A 20,973-nucleotide genomic window follows, 5' to 3' on the forward strand; every position below is an offset into this window, starting at 1 on the left:
CATTTCACGGCTTTGATGGAACTTCCGTTCTGGGTGCCCGCATCCGTTTCACGTGCACGCGCATCCAGGAGCGTTGGGAGGTAGCGCGCGTGGTGGTCATCGTGATGGGAGTGGCCGGGGCGGGGAAGACGACGGTGGGCACGCGGCTGGCCCGGGTGCTCGGGTGGAGCTTCCGGGACGCGGATGAGTTCCACTCGGCCGAGAGCATCGCGAAGATGGCCGCGGGCGGCGCGCTCACGGACGAGGATCGGGCGCCGTGGCTGGAGCGCATGCGCCAGGTCATCCAGCGGGCGCTGGACTCGGGCGAGGGGCTGGTGCTGGCGTGCTCGGCGCTCAAGGTCGCCTACCGGGAGCGGTTGACGGTGGACCCGGCCCGGCAGCGCTGGGTGTACCTGCATGCCTCGCGCGAGCTGCTCGCCCAGCGGCTCACCGCCCGGCGCGATCACTTCATGCCGCCGACCCAGCTCGACAACCAGCTCGCGGTGCTGGAGGTGCCCGAGGGCGTCTGCGCGGTGGAGGTGTCGGTGCCGCCGGACGAGGTGGTGGCGCGCGTCCTCCGGGGCCTGGGCCTTCAGTCGTCCGTCTGACGCAGCGCGGGCCAGGTGAAGGGGGCGAGCGTCCAGCGCTCGCGCAGCCGTGTCTCCAGCTCCTCCAGCGTGCGGGTCAGGCCCGGGAAGTCGCCGAGGGGGGTGAGCCACCACCGGCAGCGGGCCAGGTGGTGCAGCAGGGTGGCGCGCGCGGACAGCTCCGGGAAGGCGCCGGGGCGGTCCTCCTCCAATACGCGGGGGTGCAGGCTCCGCAGGACGTGCACCGTGCGGGCGATGACCACCGTGGCGCGGGCGTGGGCCCAGCGCGAGTCCTCCTGGGCCGCCTCGCACAGGGGGGACAGGCCGATGCGGTAGGTGGTGTCCGCGCGCGCCGTGAGCTCCTCGGGCAGCGGCAGGGAGACGAGCCAGGGCAGGGCGTCCCACAAGGCGTGGCGCATGCCCGAGGTGCCCAGGTCCAGCAGGCGCGGTCCCCCGAGCGTGAACCACACCCCCGCCGGGGACGGGTGCCCCCACGTGAAGGCGAGCAGGGGGCCGGGGTTCGCCAGGGCGCGCGCCACCACTTCCAGCTCCTCGAGGGTGCCGGGGAAGGGCCGCGTGCCCACCGCGGTGAGCCAGCTCGTCAGCCGCTCCTCGAGCAGGCCGCGCGCCTCCTCCATTCGCACGCGCTCGGGACGGGACGGCAGGGACTGGCGCAAGAGCTCATACTCGGACGGGTTGCCCAGCGTGCGCGCCTGGAGCTGGCCGAGCAGCCGCGCGGTGGCGAGCACCCCCGCGGTGGCGGCGCGGGCGTCGTGCGCGCGCAGCAGTGCCTCCAGGGTGCGGCCGGGCCCGGGATCCTCCAGGAGGAAGAGGCGCACGTCCACGTCGCCCGCGAGGAAGCGCGGCGAGGCGTCCAGGCCCCGCCGGGTGAGGAACTCCGCGCCCGCCCGGTCGTCGAAGCCGCGCACGGGCTCGTCCGGGAAGGACTTGAGGAGCACGCCCGGCACCGGGCCCCCGCGCACCTGGGCACGCACCAGGGTGAAGCCGGGGCGCGTCTCCAGGAGCTCGGGAGCGGTGAGCAGGACGGGCCGGCTCCAGACGGCCGACAGGGCCCGCGCGCCCCGCGTCAACAGGTTCGCGAGCTCCTCCGGCGTTCTCAGGGCGCGCGCTCCACCGCCGCGCCCATCCGCTCGAGCAGCTCGCGGTACCAGGAGAAGGCCCGCTCGGCGCGGCCGGGCAGGGCGCGCGTGCCCCACAGCACGGTGAAGGTGCGGCGCGTGCCCTCGTGCGTCTTGGTGCGCTGCGAGTCCTTCACCGCGTTGGCGCACGGGCCCTCGGCGTCGAAGAGACACAAGAGGCCTCCGGCGTCGATGGTCTGGCCGGAGGCGTTGAAGACATACGTGGCGCCCTCGGGGGCGAGCCCCACGCGCAACGGGGGCCGGGCCCGCTCCAGGTCCACCACGCTGATGGGCAGCCCGCTGTGCAGCGACACCGCGTTGCAGGCGTCCACCGCGGCGTTGATGGAGCCCAGCGCGCCCTCGCCCGCGGCGCGCACGAGGTACTCCGAGGCCGGCTTGCCCCGGCCCGTGGGCTTGTAGCCGCCGTGGCGCAGGAGATCCCGCACCGCGCCGCGCACGGCGTCATCGGCGCTCAGGGGGGCGGGCGCGTCGGGCTCGAGCAGCGCCACCAGCCACTCGGGCGAGGGGCGCTGGGAGAGCGGCGCGGGGAAGCGGGTCTCGAAGGCCACCGCTTCCAGCAGGGGATGGGTGTCCTGGGTGAACACGTGCCGTGCTCCTCACTCGAAGAGACGGCTGGCCACGCGCCCCAGCTTGCCCGCCCTGCCCGCGTAGGGCGGGAAGAAGTTCTTGAGCAGGAACAGGGGCCCCTGGTGCAGCACCGCGCGCTCGTGGCTGAAGGTGCGGAAGCCGAACTCGCCGTGGTAGTTGCCCAGGCCGCTCTCGCCCACGCCGCCAAAGGGCAGCTCCGCGCTCGTCAGGTGCATCACCACCGTGTTCACGCACGTGCCGCCCGCCGTCGTGTCCGCGAGCAGCCGCTCCACCGTGGCGTCGTCCTGGCTGAAGATGTAGAGGGCCAGGGGCTTGCTCCCCTCGCGGATGAAGCGCACCGCGTCGTCCAGGGTGTCGTAGCGCAGCACCGGCAGCACCGGGCCGAAGATCTCCTCCTCCATGATGGCCGTCTCCGGCTTCACGTCCGCGAGCACCGTGGGCGCGATGTAGCGGCTGGCCGCGTCCACCGTGCCGCCCAGCACCACGCGCGCCCCTTGCGCCACCGAGCGCTCCAAGAGCCCGTTGACCCGGCCGAACTGCGCGTCGTCCACCATGCGGCAGAAGTCCAGGCTCGCGCGGCGCGCCTCCTCCGTCTTGCCGTAGGCGTGCTCGATGGCCTCGCGCAGGTGTCCGAGCAGCTCCTCCTCGCGCGCCGCGGGCACCATCACGTAGTCCGGCGCCACGCACGTCTGCCCCGCGTTGATGAACTTGCCGAAGACGAGCCGCTCGGCCGTCGCCTTCAGGTCCGCCGTGCCGTCCACCACCGCGGGCGACTTGCCCCCCAGCTCCAGCGTCACGCCCGCCAGGTGCCTCGCCGCCGCCTCCATCACCTTGCGCCCCACGCGCGCGCCGCCCGTGAAGAAGAAATGGTCGAAGGGCAGCTCCAGCAGCGCCTGGCTCTCGGCCCCGCCGCCCTGCACCACCACCACCTCGGAGGGGTCGAACACGTCCCGGATGAGCCGCTCCATGACCTGCGCGGTATGGGGCGTCTTCTCGCTCGGCTTGATGCACACGCAGTTGCCCGCCGCCACCGCCGCCACCAGCGGCGACAGGGTGAGCTGGAAGGGGTAGTTCCACGGCGAGATGATGAGCACCACGCCCTTGGGCTCGTAGCGCACCTGGCTGCGCGTGCCGGCGAGCAAGAGCGGGGTGGGCACCCGGCGCGGCTTCATCCACTGGGCCACGTGCTTGAGGGCATGGTCCAGCTCCATGAGCACCACCAGCACCTCGGTGCTCTCCACCTCGGCCGCCGGCTTGCGGAAGTCCGCGTACAGCGCCTGGTAGAGCTCCTCGCGCCGCGCGACGATCGCCTCGCGCAGCTTGCGCAACCGGGCCACGCGCTCCTTGGCGCTCGTGCGCGCCTGCTCCCAGCGCCGCGCCCGCAGCCGCTGGAAGGTCTCCTGAAAGGGATTCGTCCGGTTCCCCTCGCTTCTGCTCACCACGTGCATCGCTTGCCTCCCGGGCCCGCGCCCATGGCCGTCCTGGCTTCAACGCCTCGCAGCCTCTACGTCATCCTCCCGTCCCCCGCTCGGGCTCGCGAGGAGAATGTCCACGCCTGGACGTGATGGGCTGGGTGTGCGAGGATGTAGGCATGCGTCCCATCCAAGCGGAGCTGCTCGACGGCGGCGCGTTGTACCGGGAAGTGGTGCTCGGCAAGCTGGCGCACGCGCGCGAGTCGGTGTGGATCGCCACGGCGAACGTGAAGGCCATGTACGTGGAGCGCTCGGGGCGTTTCGTGCCGCTGCTCGAGGTGCTGGACGGGCTGGCGGCGCGGGGGGTGGCGCTGCGGCTGCTGCACGCGGAGCTGCCCAGCAGGCCCTTCCGGGAGGAGTTCGACCGGCGGGCGCGGCTGGTGGAGGGGGGCCTGGAGCTGAAGGTGTGTCCGCGGGTCCACTTCAAGACGGTGCTGGTGGATGGGGCGTGGGCCTACCTGGGCAGCGCCAACCTCACCGGGGCGGGGCTGGGGGCCAAGGGGGAGCATGCGCGCAACTTCGAGCTGGGCTTCGTCACCGAGGACTTCGACGTCATCGATCGGGTGACGGCGTTCTACGAGTCGGTGTGGAGCGGCGCGTCGTGCCGGGGCTGCCGGTTGCGCGAGGTGTGTCCGGATCCCATCCTGCCCGTGGGCGCGTCCCGGACGGTGAGGGGCGCGCCGGGCGGAGTCCAGCTCGGCAAGGCCCGGCGTCTGGTGCGCAGGGGCGCGAGGTCCGCCCGGTAGGCTTGCTCGCCGTGCGGCTCGGGCCGCTGGAGTAGGATTGCCATTGTGATGATGGGCAACGCCACCGATGACGCCGAGGCCCTGCTGCGCGCGGATCGGAAGAACTACCTCGTCTGTGGGGCGTTCCTGCCGGCGGTGGCGCTGGTGCACTGCCTGGTGACGTGGACGCTGCCCGTGGGGCTCGTCGTGTCGCAGCTCGCGGTGGGCGCGCTCTTCGGGTTGATGGCGTGGGCTCTGGGCTCGGGGCGCATTCCCACGCGCATCATGGACTCGGCGGCCGCGGTGCTCGCCATCCTGGGCGCCACGGTGTTCGTCATCCTCAGCGGCGGGCCGGACAGCCCCTACTTCCACGTGTTCGCCGCCCTGCCGTTCCTCCTGGCCATGTTCACCCCCGCCACGCTCCTGCCCACGCTGGTGGGGGGCGCGGTGACGCTGGCCGCGGTGGTGGTGGTGGACGTGCTGGCCGGAGTGCCCGCGCGCACCATCGTGTCGCAGCTCCTGGGCTTCTCCATGCTCCTGGGGCTGGCGCTCTTCGGCACGCGCACGTACCGGCGCATGGCGGAGGCGCAGCGCCTGGCCCATCAGTCGCGGCTCTTGGCGCTCGAGCAGCTCGCGGAGAGCGAGCGGCGCCGGGGGGACGCCGCTCGCGAGCGCGCGGAGGTGGAGCGGCTCGTCATGGTGGGGCAGCTGGCGGCCGGGGTGGCGCACGAGGTGAACAACCCCCTGGCCTACGTGAAGGCCAACCTGAGCTTCCTCGAGCGCGAAGTGGAGGAGGCGCACCGGCCGTTGGACCGTGACGAGCTGCGCGGCGTGCTCGCCGAGACGCAGCAGGGCGTGCTGCGCATCCAGCAGATCGTCACGGACCTGAAGGACTTCTCGCGCGCGGGCAGCGGGGGGGACGAGGCGCGGGCGGTGTTGGAGGAGGCGGTGCTCGAGGCGAGGCGGCTGGCGTCGGTGCGCCTGCGCGAGCGGGGCGAGGTGTCGCTGGCGTTGGATCCGGAGCTGCCGGCGGTGCGGCTGGAGCAGCGGCGCGTGGTGCAGGTGCTGCTCAACCTGCTGCTCAACGCGGCGGACGCGGTGGAGCTGGCGGACCCCGCGTGCCAGGCCCACATCACCGTGCGCGCGTGGCGGGTGGAGGAGGGGGTGCGCGTGGAGGTGGATGACAACGGTCCGGGCATTCCCAAGGAGGTGCTTCCCCGGCTCTTCGAGCCCTTCTTCACCACCAAGCCGCCGGGCCGGGGCACGGGCCTGGGGCTGGCGCTGTGCCGCGAGTACGTGTCGCGCGCGGGCGGCTCGCTCCACGCGGAGAACCGCCCGGGAGGCGGCGCCCGCTTCGTGCTGCGGCTGCCCGTGGCCGGAGTGTCCGCGGCGGCCATGGCGTGAGGCCGGGAGGCGCTCAGGGGCCCTGGCGGTGCCGGGCGCGCCAGGCGCTGGGGGACTCGCCCGTCAACTTGCGGAACAGGCTGCTGAAGTGCTGGAGCGAGGCGCACCCCACCTCGGCGGCCACCGCGGTGAGCTTGGCGTCGCTGTCGAGCAGCAGCGCCTGGGCGGTGCGCACCTGCACCGTGTTGAGCTCGGCCTGGAAGGAGGTGCCCGACTCGCGCAGCCGCCGCTGCAGGGTGCGCTCGGACATGCCCATCTCCCGCGCGATGTCCGCGAGCACCAGCTCGTCGCACAGCCGGGTGCGCAGCACGCGGTGCAGCTCGCCGAGCAGCGGTGACTGGCCCTGCTGCCGCATCACCAGCTCGTTGAGCTCGACGAGCAGGGTGCGCGCCTCGGGCTCGGGCCGGCCGAGCCACCCCAGGGCCTCGAGGGGATCGGCGAAGGCGCGCGTGGGGTAGCTGGAGCTCACCAGGCTGTAGAAGCCGCCCACGACGGCGCCGGCGATGCCCTCGGGGCGCACGAGCGCCTGCCGCCGCACCGTCTGGGAGAAGTCGGAGATGCGCGGCGCCATGTACTTCACCAGCACGGACAGGCCGTTGGCGTCCGGGGACTCGACGCGGCGCGCGTCCACGAGCGACACGTGGGGCGCGGCGGGGGCCAGCTCCACGTTGAGCACCTGGGTGAGCCGGGAGATCTGCGCCTCGCCCGGACGGCCCCACACGGTGAAGCCGCACACCTCGGGCGAGGCGTACCAGTGGAGGAAGCTCTCCCCCACGAAGTAGCGGCCAATGGGATCCTGCAGGTAGTCGTCCAGTCCATCCGCGGAGCGCACGGCGCGGAGCATACCGCTCCGCGAGCCGGAGGGCCCGGTTCGTCTGGGGACCGTTCACTCCTGACGTCGGAGCGTGGCGGCCACGTTGCTCAGGGCCCGGAGCTGCTCGGGGTTGAGCTTGCGCAGGTGGCGCAGCAGCCGCCGCAACTGGGGCGGTTCCTGCTCGGGAGAGGGCTCGGTCCGGGCCCAGGCGGGGGGCTCCGCCGGGCCGAGCGCCAGGAGCGAGTCGGCCGCCAGCCGCAGCGCCACGCACAGCCGCCGCAGCGTGGGCACGCTCGGCATGAGCAGCCCACGCTCCAGCCGTCCGTACACCTCCGTGGCCACGCCGATGCGCTCGGCCACGTCCGCCTGCGTCAGCCCCTCGCGCTTGCGGGCTTCACGCGCGGTGTCACCCAGGCTCCTCGCCAGGTGCTGCCGGGTTTCGTGTTTGCTTCGGGAAGTTCCCTCCCTGTTGCGAGACAACCTCCGAGGTGGGGTGCTCTTCTCGGGGGAACCTGGAAAAGTAGTCTTCGACGCCATGGCTCGACCTCGCCTCCATACCAACTTTGGAGGTTATATGACTCATGGAGTCAGGTGTCAGCGACTAACTTCAAAAGTAGTGCGAGAGAGTGTGGGCTGGCGGAAAGAAGAAGCCCCCCTGGGGTGGCGGACACCCGGAGGGGGGCGGGGGGAAGGCGGGGCGGGAGGGGCGTGCTACAGGAAGGGCGCGGGGTCGAACTCGTCCACGCGGATGGGCAACAGGCGGGGCAGGGGCCGCTGGAAGACCTTGGCGTCCATCTCCAGGTCCAGGATTTCCAGGCCCGCGGGAACGAACTCGCGGAAGCGCTGGCTCACGTACTCGCGCAGGCCCAGCAGCGTCACCTTGCGCTTCTCCTCGAGCAGGGGACGCAGGGCGGCGGCGAAGTCACTGCCGTCGTGGCTGGCGAGCACGACGGCGGCGCCCGGCCGCTGCTGGCGGATGGCCTCCAGCAGCTTGAGGATGCCCATGTCCACCACCTTCTGCTCGGGGCGGCCGTGCAGCAGCACCACCTCGCACCCCGCGGTCTTCAGGGCGCGCACGAAGCCGATCATCATGTCCGGTAGCTGCTCGCCCCGCGCGTTGAGCACCACGATGCAGCGCACGGGGTTGGGAAAGCGGCTCTCGCAAAAGGCCACCAGCCGGTCGAACTGCACGCGGTCCTGGGGCTCGGGTTTGCGCCCCACGACGTTGGACACGGCCCAGTCGATGTTCTCGGCATCGATGAGGACGTAGGACGCGGCTGCGGGTCGGGTCGGGGTCATGGCGGGGGAAGATAGCCGGGGTGCCCCCGGCGGCGTTGGACTTCTTGCCGCCCGCGCCGGGAGTCCAGGGACGAACGGACCCGGGGTGAGAGGGTGGGGGGCGGCCCCTGCTTTCCGAGACAGACACCGCGCCTGGCGTGTCTGGTTTGGAGCCCGGCATGACTGGGTATGGCGCTTCTGGAGGGCTCCCCCTCGCCGCCGTCCGAGGGAACGGGATTCTCAACTTCTGATTCTGAGTCTCAATGTCTGGGATGAAAATAATGTGTTTTTCCTACCTTCCCCTATAGCTGTCATGTCTGGTTTGTGGTACGAATCAGTACGTCATCCCTCCATCGCCCAGGAATACCTCCATGTCCGTCTCCTCCGTTTCAGGCAACAAGGCCGCGGCCCTGCTGGCGCTCATCGCGTTGGCCGAGAAGAGCAAGACCGAGGGCCCGTCGAGCCCCACGACGCCTTCCTCCCCGACGCCGCTGGAGTCCAACCCGCCCTCCCTGTTCAACGACGGCTTCACCGACGGCACGCAGGGTAATCAGTGGAACGAGTTCCTCCAGACCGCCAATGAGTTCATGGAGACGCTCGGGCAGCTCCAGGAGTTGCTGGCGCCCGAGCTGGGCGATCCGAGCGGCACGCCGCAGGAGCTGTTCGGCCCCGGTCCGACCCCGCCCCAGGGCCAGATCCCGGGCGGTACGACGCCGGAAGGTGTGACGACCACCCCGGGCACCGAGGGCTCCGGCTCGTCGAAGCTGGGCCCCGGGCTGCCCAAGGAGCTCGAGCCGTACCGCGGCGCCATCGAGTCCGCCTCGGCCGAGACGGGCGTGCCGGCCAACATGCTGGCGGCGCAGATCTGGCAGGAGTCGCGCGGCAACCTGGCGGCCGTCTCCACCAACGGCGGCAATGGCCTGACGGACACCGGCCTCATGCAGGTCAACCCCAACACCTACGGGGAGCTGCAGGCCAAGCACCCCGCGCTCCAGGGCAAGGACCTGTCGGACCCCGCCAACAACATCCTCGCGGGCGCCTACTACATGAAGGACATGAAGGAGCAGTTCGGCGACTGGAAGACGGCCCTGCGCGCCTACAACTCCGGCCCCAACGGCGTGGACAAGAGCAACCTCAACGCGCTGCCCGCCGGCACCGGCGATGCCACCTACGTGGACAAGGTGTCCAACTTCTGGTCCATCATCGAGTCCGGCAACGGCACGCTGCCTCCCTGATTGCCTCCCTCGGCCGAGGGGGAGCTGAGCGCCGCGCGGGCCGAAAACTCGGCCCCGGCGCGATTGTCAATCCCCGACCGGGCGCTTCGTGGGAAAACCCCCAACCATTTCAGGGGTTTACCTCGCGGATCGTTCTGACATAGGTTGCGCGCTCCCGGCTTGGCCGGGAAGCGGGTGGTCCCCCCGTGTTCCCAGGCACGGACCAGACGACCCGGTATGCCCCGGAACGAGGGAGGGCTGTTCAGGTCGTGAGTGACGAGCGTCCGGACGCGCTGCTCAAGAGCGCACTCGAGAAGATTGTCTACTTCGAGGCCCGTGCCGAGCAGCTCCACCACGAGCTGACGTCCACGCGTGCGGAGCTGGAGCACCTCAAGCGCGAGCTGACCCTGTCCGAGCAGCGCGAGCTGGATCTGCGGCGCGAGGTGGCGCAGCTCGAGGTGCGCATGGGCCGGCTGGGCACCGAGCGCGAGGAGCTGCTGCGTCTCAACCAGGCCCTGCGCACCGAGCGCGGCCAGCTGCTCGGCAAGCTCCTGGAGGCCAGCCGCATCCGCGCCTCGGACCGGCCCGAGCGCGAGGAGGACGACGAGGACGGCCTGGGCATCGACCTGGCCTCCTTCATCTCCCAACTGCGCAGCGAGGTGCTCGAGCGCCCGGCGCAGGCGGGCTCCGCGTCTCCGGCTCCCGCCTACCCCTGGCCCGCGCAGGGCGAGAGCGTCCCCGCTTCGGACACCGTGCCCGCGCTCGCCGTGGTGGGGAGCCCCGCCGCGGCTTCGACCCTCTCCTCCACCGCCTCGCCCGTGGTGCAGCACGCCTGGCGCCTGCAGCAGGAGGGCCGCCTGGCGGTGAGCGCCGGGCAGCTCGCGGAGCTGGCCGGTGGTGGAGGGGGTGGAGACGAGTCGCTCTTCGGCTTCTCCGTGCGCGAGCTGTCCGCGCCGGACGCCACCTCGCGCGTGCGCGCCGCCGAGCGCCTCAAGGCCCTCGCCCAGCCGGCCGCCGCCCCCGCCCTGGCCAGCGCCCTGCACGCCGAGGACGACCCCAGCGTGCAGGTGGCCCTGCTGGCCGCCTTCGCCGAGGTGGGCAAGGAGCAGGGCGTCTCGGTGGTGTCCCCGCTGCTGTCCTCCAGCGTGCCCGAGGTGCGCATCGCCTCCCTCAAGGCGCTGCTGGCCCTCTCTCCCCAGGAGGCCGCGCCCCACCTCGCCCAGGCGGTGAAGGATCCGGACCGCAGCGTGCGTCGGCGCGCCTCGCTCCTCGCGCTCGGCCTGGAGGGGGAGGGCGCGCGGCGGCTCGGCGAGGAGGCCATCCACGACCCCGACGCCGAGGTGCGCAGCCTCGCCGCCCTGGCGCTCGGCGCGGGCAGTGGCGAGTCCGCCCGGAGCCTGCTCCTGGAGGCCCTCAAGGATCCCGAGCTGCGCGTGCGCCGCTCCGCCGCCCAGAGCCTCGGGCGCATCCTCGGCCAGGACGTCTCCGCCGTGGTGGACCTGGACGAGGGCCGCCGCCGCCGGGAGATCCGCCGGCTCGCCACGCTCCCCGTCCAGCCCGTGCGCGCCTCGCTCTCGGCCCGGCCGCCGCCCGTGCGCGCCCCCGAGCCCGCTCCGGCTCCGGCTCCCGTGCCGTCCCCCGGCCCGCGCCCGGGCCCCGCCGCCGGCCGCTCCCGCCCTCCCTCCCGTCGCTTCCTCGAGGGCCGCCGCCCGGGCGGCCGCCTCTCCGGTGGAGGCGCTCTGCGGCCCCCTGCTCACCGAGGTCCGGGCCGCCATCCGGGGCCGTTCCCTGGGGGAGCTGGCCGCGGGCATCCGGGCCACCACCGAGCTGGCCCAGGAGGCGCTCGCCTTGCTGGTCGCCAGGGGCTCGGTCATACGCAGGGGCCACAAATACTTCGCCGCTTAGGGCAAGGTATGAGACCCCCCCGGATTCGACGAAGGGTTCTTCATGGATGCGCCGACGTACAGCCCCAAGCAGGTCGCCGAGATGCTCGGCGTGCCCCTGAAGTCCCTCACGCCGGCGCTCGAGCAGGACAGCTACACCGGCGCCGAGGTGTGGGCCCTGCGCGAGCGGCTCGGGGTGTTTCCGGCGCCGCTCGGCCGGCGCAAGCAGCTCTTCCTCAACTTCAAGGGCGGCACGGGCAAGACGTCCCTGTCCACCTCCTACGCCTGGCGCCTGGCGGAGCTGGGCTACACCGTGCTCATCATCGACCTGGACAGCCAGGGCCACGCCACCAAGTGCCTGGGCTACGAGGGCGAGGACTTCGACCAGACGCTGCTCAACGTGCTGGTGCGCAAGGCGCCCCTGTCCGAGGTCATCCAGAAGACGAGCCTGCCCAACCTGGACTTCGTCCCCTCCAACCTCACCATGTCCACGGTGGACCTGGCGCTCATGCCCATGGCGGGGCGCGAGTTCAAGCTGCGCAACGCCCTCAAGGAGGTGGAGGGCCGCTATGACGTCATCGTCTTCGACGCGCCGCCCTCCTTCGGCCTGCTCAACCTCAACGCCCTCATGGCGGCCAACGATCTGTTCGTCCCCGTGCTGGCCGACTTCCTGTCCTTCCACGGCCTCAAGCTGCTCTTCGAGACGGTGCAGGGCCTGGACGAGGACCTGAACCACGTGCTGGACCACGTCTTCATCGTGGTCAACTCCTTCAACGCCACCTTCCGGCTCGCCAAGGAGGCGCTGGAGGCGCTGCAGACGCACTACCCGGAGTACCTGCTGCCCACCATCATCCGCCAGTGCACCAAATTCGCGCAGGCCGCCAGTGAGGGCCGCCCCATCTTCGTGGCCGACCCCAGCTCCAAGGGGGCCACGGACATCGAATCCCTCATCCAGCACGTACTTCCGCGCTTGCGGGCGGGCGCGGCACCCGGTAGCGATACGGGTGCGCAGCAGGCCGGTTGACGTCCTCCTCTCTTCCGCTTTCAAGTCCGCCCATGAAGAAGGCCTTCGAACAGAACGTGTCCCGCGCCAAGCCGCGCCTGCGGTTGGGCGCCTTCACCGGCGCCATCGATCCCGCGGCGCCCGAGGGGGCCGATGGCGCCGCCGAGGGCTCCAGCGCCGAGGTCGAGCAGGCCCGGGCCGCCGAGCCCGAGCGGGCCCTGGTCTCGGAGTCCGTGCGCGCCCCCGAGCCGGCGCCCGCCGCCCATGACCTGTCGGCCGAGGTGCGCGCCCGCATCGAGCGCGCCCGCGCCCCCCGTCCCACCGCCGCCGAGGTGCTCGACGCCGCCCTGCGCGCCTCCACCACGCCCCCGCCCGGCCGGGACCTCCAGGAGGAGGAAACCCAGGCGCGGGTGACCGTCGCCGCCGTGGCCCCCTCCCATGCTCCCGTGGCCCAGGTGTCCGCCGCGCCGGTGGCCCGCGCCGAGCCGCCCGAGCCCGAGGTGGAGGTGCAGACGCCGGCCCCGCCCCGCGAGGAGGTGGACACCCACGCCCGGCGCGAGCGGCTCAAGGAGCGCCTCAAGGCGGTGCGCGAGAACCCCCGCCCCGAGCCCCTGCCGGCCAGCGTCGCCGAGGCCGGCATGCGCGCCGTGGAGCGCATCTCCGCCCTCCAGACCGAGCTGGTGAAGGTCAAGGCCATCAACCTCACGCTCACCCAGGACCTGGAAGTCACCCGGCGTCAGGCGGAGAAGGCCACCGAGGAGGCCCGTCTGCGCATGGACGAGGCGCGCCGGCTCGCCACCGAGGTGGAGGGCCGGGTGAAGCTCCTGGCCGACCTGGAGCGGGAGCTGGCCGCGCTCGAGGGCGAGCGCGACGAGGCCCTGTTGTCCCTGCAGGAGGCCCGTCAGGCCATGCAGGCCGCCGCCGACGAGCGCTCCACTCTCGAGGCCGCCGTCGTCGAGGCCAAGAAGGCCCTCGCCGACAGCCTTTCCGAGGAGGAGCGGCTGGCCGGCGAGCTGGAGGCCTGCAAGGACGAGGTGGCGGTGATGCGCCGCACCGTCGACACGCTCCAGGGCGAGCGCGACGTGCTGGCCCAGCAGGTCGCCTCGCTCACCGCCGAGCGCGCCGAGCTGCTCGAGGCGCGCAAGGCGCTCGAGGCCGTGCACCGCGCCCTCAGTCAGGCCGTGGCGCGCTGAGCCCCTCGCGCGCCGTTGTGGCCGCCCGTCCAAGCCAGGCGGCCAGTCGAGCCTTCGCAACTCCAGACGTCCCGCGAGCGTAAGCCGCCGTATGTCCTGGGTCCGGTTGCCGGAACCCCGGGTGCGCCGGAGCTTTACCCGCGACGCGAAGGGGGGTGGAGAGGCCATCCGGCCCGCCGACGTACCCCCAGGACGCGAAGGAGCTACACGTGGGCTTGGACCTCTTGAAGGAGAAGGGCGTTCCCCTGGATCGCCAGAAGTTCACCTGGAAGGATCTGACGCGGCGGATGATCAGCAAGCTGGATGACGACGCGTTCACGCGCGTGCGTGTCATCCTGATGAACGGCATCGAGTCGGAGTCGGTGCGCTTCAGCCATGCGTGCGCGCGCATGAACCTCGACTTGCGCGAGCCCCTGGCGCTCATCCGGCGGGTGGAGCACTTCCAACAGACGCTGGTCAACTGGCTCAATCCCGGCAACCAGTCGCCGCTCGAGACCACGCTCGGCTATGAGCAGACTGCCATCGAGGTGACGGCGAGCGTGGCCCTGCACGAGCCGGATCCCTACCTCGCGCAGACCTACCGCTTCGGCATGCTCGAGGACTTCGATCACCTCTACCGCTACTCGGCGCTGTACGACCGGCTGACGGGCAAGGATCCCAACTCCATCGTCCAGAGCTACACGGACATCATCCCCGCGCGGCCCACGGTCCTCGAGCACCGCCACCCGCTGGATGACGTGCGCCGCCCCTATGCCTCGCGCACGGCGGATCCCCTCTCCAAGCTCAACGCGCTCACCATCGTGTCGGCCGAGAACCAGGTCCACACGTACTACATGAACATCGGGCCGCAGTTCACCGATCCGGTGGCGCGCATGCTCTACGCGGAGATCGCCGCCATCGAGGAGCAGCACGTCACGCAGTACGAGGCGCTGTGCGACCCGAGCGAGACGTGGCTGGAGAAGTGGCTGCTGCACGAGGCCAACGAGGTCTACAATTACTACAGTTGCCTGCAATCCGAGACGAACCCCGTCCTCAAGGAAGTGTGGCAGCGCTTCGTGGACTACGAGCTGGGCCACCTGCACTACGTGAAGGAGCTCTTCCAGCGCGTGGAGGGCCGCGACGCGGCCGAGGTGCTGCCCAAGGCGCTGCCCGAGCCCATCGGCTTCCACGAGCACCGCCAGTTCGTGCGCAAGGTGCTGCGCGACGAGGAGGGCCTGAGCGCCAGGGGCACCGAGTTCGTGCCGCGCGGCGAGGAGGCCGAGCGCACGCTGCTCTATCGCGAGCAGCTCAACGCGGACGGCTCGCCGTCCGACATCGCTTCCGCCGGCTACATCTGGCGTCCGGGGACCGAGCTGTCGGTCGAGGCCAGACGTGAGGGCGTCGTGTCCGAAGGGAGGATCCAGTAATGGAACGCAAGGCGAGTGAGATGGGATTGAACCGGACCGGCATCAAGACCTCTCCGGTGGAGAGCGCCAGGGAGATCGAGGGCGCGGAGAAGCGCGGGGCCACGAGCCTCGGGGATGCCTCGGCCATCGCCCGGGTGCGCCAGGAGTTCGCGCGCGAGGTGGGCAACCTCGGCTCGGTGCCGCCCCCCACGCCCAAGGGCATGGTGAAGGCGGCGGTGGACCTGCTCAAGGGCGGGCGGGCCACCGTCTTCATCGACAAGCTGGGCCAGCGCGCCGGCTTCGAGCGCACGGGCGTGCGGCTGTACGAGGCGGCCCTGTCCAAGCTGGACGTGTTCGGCACGTGGGAGGGGGGACCCTCGCGCGTCGAGCTGGAGAAGATCCGCCTGGATGAGCTGGCGCACTTCGCGCTCGTCGTGCGCACCATCGAGCAGCTCGGTGGTGACGCCACGGCGCTCACGCCCGCTGCGGAGCTGCAGGCCAACCTGTCCGAGGGCGTGCCCCGGATGCTGGTGGACCCGCACGTCAACCTGCTGCAATCGCTCGAGGGGCTGCTGACGGCCGAGCTCGTGGACAACGCGAGCTGGGAGCTGCTCATCGAGCTGGCCCAGGAGCTGGGGCACACGAAGATCGCCGAGCAGTTCCAGCGGGCGCTCGACGCGGAGCAGGAGCACCTGGCGCTGGTGCGCGGGTGGATCTCCACGGGGACGATGCTGGAGGCGCGCGTCGGTGAGGAGGCCGCCGGAGCCCCGGTGTAGCGAACCGGCCTCGCTGGCTCGCTAGAACGAGGAGTCCGGCTCCTGGAGGAAGGCCACTTCCTCCGGAGTCGACTCTCGGCCCAGCGCGGCATTGCGGTGGGGGAAGCGCCCGAAGCGCGCCACGATGTCGTGGTGGCGCCGGGCGCTTTCGTACGTGATGACGCTGTCCGCGTTCCCCCAGGTGAGCGGCTCGGTCAGCGCCACGCTGCGCCGCTGGTCCTGGAGGTCCTCGCTGTGCAGGAAGGGCAGGTAGAAGAACCACCGCCACACCGGAGGGAGGGGAACGTCCAGCCCGCGCGCGAGCGCCCGCCTCGCCACCTCGCGTGCCCGCTCATCCGTGGCGTAGGCCCGGGGCGAACCCCGGAAGACATTGCGCGGGAGCTGATCCAACAAGAGCAGCAGGGCCAGGGCACCTCGGGGCTCGTCCCCCCAGGAGTCGAGCTCTCCGGCGGCCGCCTGCTCGCACGCTTCGCGGAAGCGGCGGGTGCACTCGGCGTCGAAAGCCTCGTCGCGCTCGAACCACGGGCCCCGCGGCCGGGTGTGGGCGGGGTCCGACGGCGGGCCGAACCAGAAGCCGAGGATGTCATCCACACGGGCCATGGAGCCTCCTGGAAGGGACTCCTTTCTAGCATCCCCTCGACATGGGGGTGGCCCCCGGAAGGGTGCATCCGCACCTTTGCCCGGCACTGCACACCGGAGGTGGACGATGACGGAGCACCACGCACTCAACAGCCCCTCGCTGTCGACGCTGAGCAACCCCACGCTGCGCAACGAGTCCCTCGCGGCCCTGGGGACCTTCGGGGCGCTCACCGCGGGTGCGGCCCTGCTGGGCGCTCGCTCCAGCAGCAGCACCCAGGCGTGGTACCGGAGCCTGCGCAAGCCGCGCTTCCAACCTCCCGCGTGGGTGTTCGGCCCGGCGTGGACGACGCTCTACGGCCTCATGTCCCTGTCGGCGTGGCGGGTGTGGAACCGGCCCGCGGGCCCCCGGCGCTCCTGGGCGCTCGCGCTGTGGGGCGTGCAGCTGGGCTTCAACGCCCTGTGGTCGCCCCTCTTCTTCGCGAAGCACCGCCCGCGCACGGCGCTCCTGGACATCGCGGCGCTCGGGGTGAGCCTCGCCGCGTACACCGGCGCGGCGCGCCAGGTAGACCGGGGGGCTGCGTGGATGATGGTGCCCTACCTCGCGTGGGTGGGCTTCGCCAGCGCGCTCAACGAGGAGATCGTCCGGCTCAACCCCCGCTGATCTGACCGAACGGCATGCGCGAGCGCACCCGCTCGCGGCGCCGGAGGATGGAGCGCAGCCCGAGCCCCATGGCCACGAGCGACAGCGCCATCCACACCGCCGCCCAGAAGGGCGCGGGCAGCCAGGTGAGCTCGGCCATGGCGTGGGCATCCGAGACGCCCACCTCCAGGCCAAAGCCAAACAGACCCTTGATGTCTTGAAGCGCCAGCAGGCACGACAGCGCGGCGATCCACAGCACCACGCCGCGCCGCAGCCACACCGGCCCCTTCCACGCGATGAGTCCCAGCAGGGCCGCCATGCCGGCGATGAAGCCGAGCGTGAAGAGGCCGTCCGAGCTCGAGGAGCCGGTGAAGTGCGCGTAGGCGCCGCCGGGATCCGGCGGGAGCAGGGGTACCCAGAGCACGGCGACACCCACCATCCATGCCACGAGACCCCAGAGCAGCAATCGTCCACTGCGCATGCGTCCGGCGGCCACGAGCAGCAGGGCTCCGGCGACGGAGGAGCCCACGTAGCCGCCGGAGGCGATGAGCATCTCCTTCCAGCGCGAGCCGGTGAGGGAGTGGTAGGTGAGGCCGCCGGTGGCGGGGCTGATGGTGACGCTGCTCACGTGCGAGCCGAGGGCCCAGGCGGTGAGGGCGTGTCCGCTCTCGTGCATGAGCGTGACGAGCAGCCTCAAGGGGTAGAGCCACACCGTCTGCCACAGGAAGACACTGGCGGCCGCGGCGAGCACCAGGCACGCGAGCAGGGCGCGGGTGGACAGGGGCGGCGGCTCCGGAAGGGGACGCATGGGCCTTGGACGCTACCACGGCCCCGGAGGTTCCAGCACCCGCGGCCCCCGGGTCGCGTGACTGGGGAAGTCATGTCCCGAATCCTATGTTATGAGTGGGTCATGACCATGAGCGACATCCAGTGTCCCTGCGGCAGCGGACAGAAAGTCACGCGGTGTTGTGCGAAGACGACGCTCTTTCCCCGGAGTCCTCCGCCGGGGTTGGAGCCGGTCCTCACCGAGGCCTATCTCCACGCGCAGCGGGTGCTGGGCGCGCCCGACGCCTTCCAGCGCATGTCCGACTGCATGACGCTCCTGCGGGAGATGTTCCGCGAGGGAGGGCCGCTCTCGTCGCTGCGCTGGCCCTGGGAGGAACTCGTCCCGCCCGTCGAGCGGCACATCTTCCGGGTCATGGCGGAGGTGGAGGGCATCGACGAGCGGCACGAGCGGCTGTTCGAGCGCTGTGCGCCGGACCTGATCGACCCCAAGCGGCTGGAGCGGCTGAACGAGGGCCTGCGCCGCGAGCTGATGTCCCCCGAGCGCACGGCGGACGAGAAGTGCGCGCTGGCGGTGGCGGTGATGGAGCTGCTGTCCGCGCCGCGGCATCCGCCCTACTCGAAGGAGGGGCTGTCGGTGGTGTCGTGGCTGTTGATGGCGCAGGTGGACGAGTGGGTGGGGCGCCGCCAGCTCGTGCAGGCGGTGGTGGACGAGACGCTGGGGAACACGCGCGGGGCGGGGCTCCACGCGGGGTTCATCGGGGGCGTGGTGACGGAGCCCGAGTTGCTCGAGGCGGCACTGGCGCGGGCGGCCCAGGTGGATCCGGAGTTGATGGAGCTGTTGGGCCAGTTCGAGGTGGCCATCCTGGGAGGCATCCTCGCGGGGCGCACGCCCGAGGTGCTCCATGGCGAGGAGTGGCTGTGGATGACGGCGGTGTTGCGCGAGCCCCTGGATCCGGACCGGGCGCCGACCGCGGATGGACTGGCGCTCTTGCGTGTGCTCGACGCACGGGTGCAGCAGGTGGTGCTGAGCCGGGTGGAGGCGGCGGGGAGGGATCGCTCGTCTCCGCCGGAGGCGGAGCAGTGGTTCTCCTGGGCCTACAAGGTGCTGGTGGCGCGGCCGGTGGCGTTCTTCGGGGCCTTCGCGCGGGCGCGCGAGGCGGTGTTGCTCGAGCGCTTCGCGGGGGAGGCCGAGTGGGTGCACGCGCTGCGGCGGCGTGAGCGATGGCGCCCGGAGGAACTGGAGCCCTACCGGTTGCGGCTGGAGGCGGTGGGCGCGCCGGAGGCGGCGCGGTGCGTGCGGCGGCTCCAGGCGTACCTGCGCGGAGAGACACCGGCGGGTGGCCGGGGCTTCATGACGTGAGCGCCTCGGGTCAGGTGCCTGGGGCTCTGCGGGGAAGGTCCGTGGTGAAGACGGCCTGGAGCAGATCCATCAATCCGGGCCAGGCCTCGGCCGACAACCACAGCCCTTCCGGGGCATGCTCGGCGGAGATCGCCAGTGAGGAGGACTCGAAGAGGCGCGCGGACACCACGCCCTCGTTCGGGAGGCTTCCCTCGATGTCCAGCGCCTGGCCATCCCAGCGCAGGCCCGGGGGGAGCAGCTTGTCCGCGAGGGCGCGCAGGGCGGCCCGTCCGGCGCCGGTGCGCACCATGCCCATGAGGAGGGCGGACGCGGTGGCGGTCTCCTCCAGCTCCACCTTGCCGGGCGTGCGCAGCCGCACCTTGTAGCGTCCGGAGGCCAGCTCCACGCGCTCCAGGGTGGTTTCCACCCGCAGGCGCCAGCCCTTGATGGAGAGCCGCACGTCGTACAGCGCGGGGCCGGAGTTCCACGCGGTCAACTCCAGGTGCTTCACCTGCTGGAGCACCTGGCGGGTGAGGGCCTCGGTGCGAGCGTGGGACAGGCGCACCCGCTTGCGCCCCACGTCCACGGCCACGTCCGCCGACATCGTCGACGGCAGTCGCTTCACCCAGTCGAGCGCGCCTTCCAGCATCTTCGTCGCCCGTGATTGCTCGGCCATCTGCTTCCTCCCTGCACTTGGAACGCGGGGGAGCGTAGTACGAACTTCTTTCATGGAGCGAGACAGGCCTCTTCGTAGCCCCATCGCTCCTGGGCCTCACCTTCGTCCAGGTGCCTCTTCAATACCGCCAGGGGAACAGTGGGGGGGACGTCCACGGAGAGCAGCCCCGGGATGTGGCTTCGCTCGATGTCACAACCCAGTTCCTCGAGTAACGCCCTGACGGAAGGAATGTCCTTCTCGTCGTAGATGATGAGGCGAAGGGTACTGTGCCCCGAGGAGCGCACGACCTCCCGGAAACGAAGCTCCTGCTGCTCGAGCGTGGCGGAAACGATGTCGCCATAGGCAATGCCCCTGGCGAAGAAGGGGACATTGTCAATCCGGAACAGCCCCTCTCCCACGGGGAGCGCCCACAGGCCTTCGTAGTCCGCGGGAGGATAGTCGTCCTCATCCTTCTCCAGCTTGACGACGACCTTGACCCGCTCATCCGCTCTGGGTGAGGTCATGGCGCCTCCTCCTGCCGGCTCCTTGCTCTCCTTCATCGGGAGGCGGGCCTGCTCACCGTGGCCACCTTCTTCGCGTGGGCAATGGCGTTCAGGCTCTCCTTCCGGAGGAAGTGCTCCTTGCGGATGCGCAGGACCCTCCGTTCCGCGTCCTCCAGCATGTCCCATGCTGCTCGGGCCCGGCGGGGGAAGAGGTGGAGAGATTGCACGTAGAGGCAAGCGATATGGACGCGCAGCGCGAGGTTGGAGAAGCCGAGTTGCTGGACACGGCGAAGCCACGGGCCGAACTCCTCCCACGGCATGTCGAACGCGTATGCCTGGGAGACGAGCTCCTCCGCGATGCCGCGCCGGGTCAGCTGACGCTCAACCTCGGTCATCGCCTCGCGCAACCACCGTTTCTCCAGCTCCAGCAATGCGCGCTTGATCTCCTCGTATGGAGCGTCGGCCTTCAGCAGCTTCACGAGGAGTTGGTCCTTTTCCTGCCCGCGAGCCAACCCGCGCTCTTTTCGTGTGCGTCGCATGGTTACGCTCCCGGACAGGGCTTGTCGTTGGCCTCCTTGGGCCATGACCCGTAGCGCATGCAGGCTTCGAAGCACGCCTTGCACTGTGTCTCGCCCCAGGCCCGGCCCTCGAGCTTCCACCGCCAGCATCAATACACCTGTCGTAAGCCGGTGTGCAGATGTCCTTGCGCCATTTCTCCTTCTCCTGGCGGGTCGGGATCTTGGGAACCGCGGCATTGATTCGATCAGCTGACTGCGGTGGGGGTGTCACACCACACCTTTCATACTGGCCGGGGTGGGCTTGCCCCGGTTACGTGGCTCTCCCTCACTTTATGTGCTTCACCGGATGCAGCTAGGCAAGCTTCGCCCGTGCGGTCAGCCAACCAAGTGCGCGTGGGATGCACTCAAACTGCGTGAGAGCCACAAAACCGGGGCAGGCCCACTCTGTCGTTCCCAATGACAATGTTCGAAGTCCCTCTGACCTACTGAATG

The 20,973-nt window shown here is 71.1% G+C and carries 21 protein-coding genes and 1 pseudogene; 11 read left to right on the forward strand and 11 right to left on the reverse strand.

Translation table 11 applies throughout. The features are described from left to right. The first annotated feature begins 89 nt into the window (after positions 1–89). Positions 90–587: a gluconokinase gene (locus CYFUS_RS04360; protein ID WP_095984082.1), complete on the forward strand. Its 498-nt coding sequence runs from the start codon at positions 90–92 to the stop codon at positions 585–587. Here CYFUS_RS04360 and CYFUS_RS04365 read toward each other — a convergent pair. Genes CYFUS_RS04365 through CYFUS_RS04375 form a run of 3 tightly spaced genes read right to left on the reverse strand, consistent with a single transcriptional unit; the run spans position 572 to position 3,762 of the window. After that, on the reverse strand, positions 572–1,657 hold the full coding sequence (locus tag CYFUS_RS04365; protein WP_095984083.1) for a hypothetical protein: 1,086 nt from the start codon (positions 1,655–1,657) through the stop codon (positions 572–574). The two genes, CYFUS_RS04360 and CYFUS_RS04365, sit on opposite strands and share 16 nt — an antisense overlap. 26 nt (positions 1,658–1,683) lie before the next feature. Next, positions 1,684–2,310: a phenylalanine--tRNA ligase beta subunit-related protein gene (locus tag CYFUS_RS04370; RefSeq protein ID WP_095984084.1), complete on the reverse strand. Its 627-nt coding sequence runs from the start codon at positions 2,308–2,310 to the stop codon at positions 1,684–1,686. Between the two features lie 12 nt (positions 2,311–2,322). Further along, complete coding sequence (locus CYFUS_RS04375) at positions 2,323–3,762, reverse strand: aldehyde dehydrogenase family protein (protein WP_095984085.1); 1,440 nt, start codon at positions 3,760–3,762, stop codon at positions 2,323–2,325. Between the two features lie 143 nt (positions 3,763–3,905). On the opposite strand from CYFUS_RS04375, the gene CYFUS_RS04380 reads away from it, so the two are divergent. Beyond that, a complete protein-coding gene (locus tag CYFUS_RS04380) occupies positions 3,906–4,532 on the forward strand; it encodes a phospholipase D-like domain-containing protein (RefSeq protein WP_095991796.1) in 627 nt (208 codons plus the stop codon). A 48-nt stretch (positions 4,533–4,580) separates the two neighbouring features. Continuing rightward, positions 4,581–5,915 carry a sensor histidine kinase gene (locus tag CYFUS_RS04385; protein WP_232537364.1) on the forward strand — a complete coding sequence of 445 codons (1,335 nt, stop codon included), beginning with the start codon at positions 4,581–4,583 and terminating at the stop codon, positions 5,913–5,915. Positions 5,916–5,928: 13 nt separating this feature from the next. Here CYFUS_RS04385 and CYFUS_RS04390 read toward each other — a convergent pair whose 3' ends face one another. The 3 genes from CYFUS_RS04390 to CYFUS_RS04400 form a co-directional block, all read right to left on the reverse strand. Next, positions 5,929–6,609 carry a helix-turn-helix domain-containing protein gene (locus CYFUS_RS04390; protein WP_232537765.1) on the reverse strand — a complete coding sequence of 227 codons (681 nt, stop codon included), beginning with the start codon at positions 6,607–6,609 and terminating at the stop codon, positions 5,929–5,931. A 192-nt stretch (positions 6,610–6,801) separates the two neighbouring features. Further along, positions 6,802–7,209 (reverse strand): helix-turn-helix domain-containing protein, encoded by a 408-nt coding sequence (locus CYFUS_RS04395; RefSeq protein ID WP_232537365.1) that lies wholly within the window; start codon positions 7,207–7,209, stop codon positions 6,802–6,804. Between the two features lie 231 nt (positions 7,210–7,440). Then, a complete protein-coding gene (locus tag CYFUS_RS04400) occupies positions 7,441–8,028 on the reverse strand; it encodes an NYN domain-containing protein (protein WP_095984088.1) in 588 nt (195 codons plus the stop codon). Positions 8,029–8,378: 350 nt separating this feature from the next. Here CYFUS_RS04400 and CYFUS_RS04405 point away from each other — a divergent pair, with 350 nt between their 5' ends. From CYFUS_RS04405 to CYFUS_RS04430, 6 genes and pseudogenes are all read left to right on the forward strand, one after another. Next, positions 8,379–9,242 carry a lytic transglycosylase domain-containing protein gene (locus CYFUS_RS04405; RefSeq protein WP_095984089.1) on the forward strand — a complete coding sequence of 288 codons (864 nt, stop codon included), beginning with the start codon at positions 8,379–8,381 and terminating at the stop codon, positions 9,240–9,242. Positions 9,243–9,685: 443 nt separating this feature from the next. Further along, positions 9,686–10,660, forward strand: a pseudogene (locus CYFUS_RS52335) (HEAT repeat domain-containing protein); the annotation flags it as partial. A 508-nt stretch (positions 10,661–11,168) separates the two neighbouring features. Beyond that, complete coding sequence (locus CYFUS_RS04415) at positions 11,169–12,128, forward strand: ParA family protein (RefSeq protein WP_095984090.1); 960 nt, start codon at positions 11,169–11,171, stop codon at positions 12,126–12,128. Between the two features lie 32 nt (positions 12,129–12,160). Beyond that, a complete protein-coding gene (locus CYFUS_RS04420; protein WP_095984091.1) occupies positions 12,161–13,300 on the forward strand; it encodes an extensin-like protein in 1,140 nt (379 codons plus the stop codon). 209 nt (positions 13,301–13,509) lie between these two features. Continuing rightward, a complete protein-coding gene (locus tag CYFUS_RS04425; RefSeq protein ID WP_095984092.1) occupies positions 13,510–14,706 on the forward strand; it encodes a hypothetical protein in 1,197 nt (398 codons plus the stop codon). After that, positions 14,706–15,461 carry a ferritin-like domain-containing protein gene (locus CYFUS_RS04430; RefSeq protein WP_095984093.1) on the forward strand — a complete coding sequence of 252 codons (756 nt, stop codon included), beginning with the start codon at positions 14,706–14,708 and terminating at the stop codon, positions 15,459–15,461. Before CYFUS_RS04425 ends, CYFUS_RS04430 begins: the two co-directional genes overlap by 1 nt. 21 nt (positions 15,462–15,482) lie before the next feature. Here CYFUS_RS04430 and CYFUS_RS04435 read toward each other — a convergent pair whose 3' ends face one another. Then, positions 15,483–16,061: a DUF924 family protein gene (locus CYFUS_RS04435; protein ID WP_095984094.1), complete on the reverse strand. Its 579-nt coding sequence runs from the start codon at positions 16,059–16,061 to the stop codon at positions 15,483–15,485. A gap of 106 nt (positions 16,062–16,167) precedes the next feature. On the opposite strand from CYFUS_RS04435, the gene CYFUS_RS04440 reads away from it, so the two are divergent. After that, on the forward strand, positions 16,168–16,701 hold the full coding sequence (locus tag CYFUS_RS04440; RefSeq protein ID WP_095984095.1) for a TspO/MBR family protein: 534 nt from the start codon (positions 16,168–16,170) through the stop codon (positions 16,699–16,701). On the opposite strand, the gene CYFUS_RS04445 is transcribed toward CYFUS_RS04440, so the two are convergent. Continuing rightward, positions 16,688–17,488 (reverse strand): M50 family metallopeptidase, encoded by an 801-nt coding sequence (locus CYFUS_RS04445; protein ID WP_095984096.1) that lies wholly within the window; start codon positions 17,486–17,488, stop codon positions 16,688–16,690. The two genes, CYFUS_RS04440 and CYFUS_RS04445, sit on opposite strands and share 14 nt — an antisense overlap. Positions 17,489–17,590: 102 nt before the next feature. Between CYFUS_RS04445 and CYFUS_RS04450 the strand changes: the two genes are divergently transcribed. After that, positions 17,591–18,826: an SEC-C domain-containing protein gene (locus CYFUS_RS04450; RefSeq protein ID WP_095984097.1), complete on the forward strand. Its 1,236-nt coding sequence runs from the start codon at positions 17,591–17,593 to the stop codon at positions 18,824–18,826. A gap of 10 nt (positions 18,827–18,836) precedes the next feature. Here CYFUS_RS04450 and CYFUS_RS04455 read toward each other — a convergent pair whose 3' ends face one another. From CYFUS_RS04455 to CYFUS_RS04465, 3 genes are read right to left on the reverse strand one after another with little or no spacing between them, the layout of a single operon-like run. After that, positions 18,837–19,481: a hypothetical protein gene (locus CYFUS_RS04455; protein WP_095984098.1), complete on the reverse strand. Its 645-nt coding sequence runs from the start codon at positions 19,479–19,481 to the stop codon at positions 18,837–18,839. A gap of 50 nt (positions 19,482–19,531) precedes the next feature. Next, complete coding sequence (locus tag CYFUS_RS04460; protein ID WP_198316453.1) at positions 19,532–19,984, reverse strand: DUF4265 domain-containing protein; 453 nt, start codon at positions 19,982–19,984, stop codon at positions 19,532–19,534. Positions 19,985–20,016: 32 nt separating this feature from the next. Next, positions 20,017–20,442 (reverse strand): hypothetical protein, encoded by a 426-nt coding sequence (locus CYFUS_RS04465; RefSeq protein ID WP_095991799.1) that lies wholly within the window; start codon positions 20,440–20,442, stop codon positions 20,017–20,019. Positions 20,443–20,973: the final 531 nt, after the last annotated feature.

The sequence above is a fragment of the Cystobacter fuscus genome (genome assembly GCF_002305875.1).
Taxonomy (GTDB): Bacteria; Myxococcota; Myxococcia; order Myxococcales; family Myxococcaceae; genus Cystobacter; species Cystobacter fuscus_A.

Excerpts from the sequence above, each read along its gene's own strand:
- CYFUS_RS04375 (WP_095984085.1), bottom strand. The coding sequence starts at position 3,762 with ATGCACGTGGTGAGCAGAAGCGAGGGGAACCGGACGAATCCCTTTCAG.
- CYFUS_RS04380 (WP_095991796.1), top strand. The coding sequence starts at position 3,906 with ATGCGTCCCATCCAAGCGGAGCTGCTCGACGGCGGCGCGTTGTACCGG.
- CYFUS_RS04385 (WP_232537364.1), top strand. The coding sequence starts at position 4,581 with ATGATGGGCAACGCCACCGATGACGCCGAGGCCCTGCTGCGCGCGGAT.
- CYFUS_RS04400 (WP_095984088.1), bottom strand. The coding sequence starts at position 8,028 with ATGACCCCGACCCGACCCGCAGCCGCGTCCTACGTCCTCATCGATGCC.
- CYFUS_RS04405 (WP_095984089.1), top strand. The coding sequence starts at position 8,379 with ATGTCCGTCTCCTCCGTTTCAGGCAACAAGGCCGCGGCCCTGCTGGCG.
- CYFUS_RS04415 (WP_095984090.1), top strand. The coding sequence starts at position 11,169 with ATGGATGCGCCGACGTACAGCCCCAAGCAGGTCGCCGAGATGCTCGGC.
- CYFUS_RS04420 (WP_095984091.1), top strand. The coding sequence starts at position 12,161 with ATGAAGAAGGCCTTCGAACAGAACGTGTCCCGCGCCAAGCCGCGCCTG.
- CYFUS_RS04430 (WP_095984093.1), top strand. The coding sequence starts at position 14,706 with ATGGAACGCAAGGCGAGTGAGATGGGATTGAACCGGACCGGCATCAAG.
- CYFUS_RS04435 (WP_095984094.1), bottom strand. The coding sequence starts at position 16,061 with ATGGCCCGTGTGGATGACATCCTCGGCTTCTGGTTCGGCCCGCCGTCG.
- CYFUS_RS04440 (WP_095984095.1), top strand. The coding sequence starts at position 16,168 with ATGACGGAGCACCACGCACTCAACAGCCCCTCGCTGTCGACGCTGAGC.
- CYFUS_RS04445 (WP_095984096.1), bottom strand. The coding sequence starts at position 17,488 with ATGCGTCCCCTTCCGGAGCCGCCGCCCCTGTCCACCCGCGCCCTGCTC.
- CYFUS_RS04450 (WP_095984097.1), top strand. The coding sequence starts at position 17,591 with ATGACCATGAGCGACATCCAGTGTCCCTGCGGCAGCGGACAGAAAGTC.
- CYFUS_RS04455 (WP_095984098.1), bottom strand. The coding sequence starts at position 19,481 with ATGGCCGAGCAATCACGGGCGACGAAGATGCTGGAAGGCGCGCTCGAC.
- CYFUS_RS04460 (WP_198316453.1), bottom strand. The coding sequence starts at position 19,984 with ATGACCTCACCCAGAGCGGATGAGCGGGTCAAGGTCGTCGTCAAGCTG.